The following is a 258-nucleotide window of genomic DNA, read 5'->3' as shown; positions in this document are numbered from 1 at the left end:
CAGGGAGATTATACTACCGAGGATTTTGCAACGGGAACGTTTCAGCTGGCACAGGGTGTGGTTTCCCTGAAGCCGGACTCCATTAATACTCATTTTGATCTTTCAGAGGCAACGTTTAGAAAAGAACATGCTGATCATGGTATGGATTATCTTACCCGACAGGATAATAAAGCGAAATACCATAAAATTAATTTTGAAAAAGCAGACTCCCTATACATTCGGCGTGTGAATTCTGATACCTGGGAAAGTGAAGAAATA

At 40.7% G+C, this 258-nt stretch carries 1 protein-coding gene; it reads left to right on the top strand.

Features of this window, described 5'->3' with window-relative positions; genetic code table 11:
* On the top strand, window positions 1-258 hold a 258-nt coding region (locus tag R2R70_RS21345; protein ID WP_410979101.1), incomplete at both ends, for a hypothetical protein.

It is taken from the genome of Cobetia sp. SIMBA_158, assembly GCF_046566945.1.
Lineage (GTDB): Bacteria > Pseudomonadota > Gammaproteobacteria > Pseudomonadales > Halomonadaceae > Cobetia > Cobetia amphilecti.
Note: the sequence above shows the minus strand (reverse complement) of the source record. Positions and strands in the feature narration are given on the sequence as shown.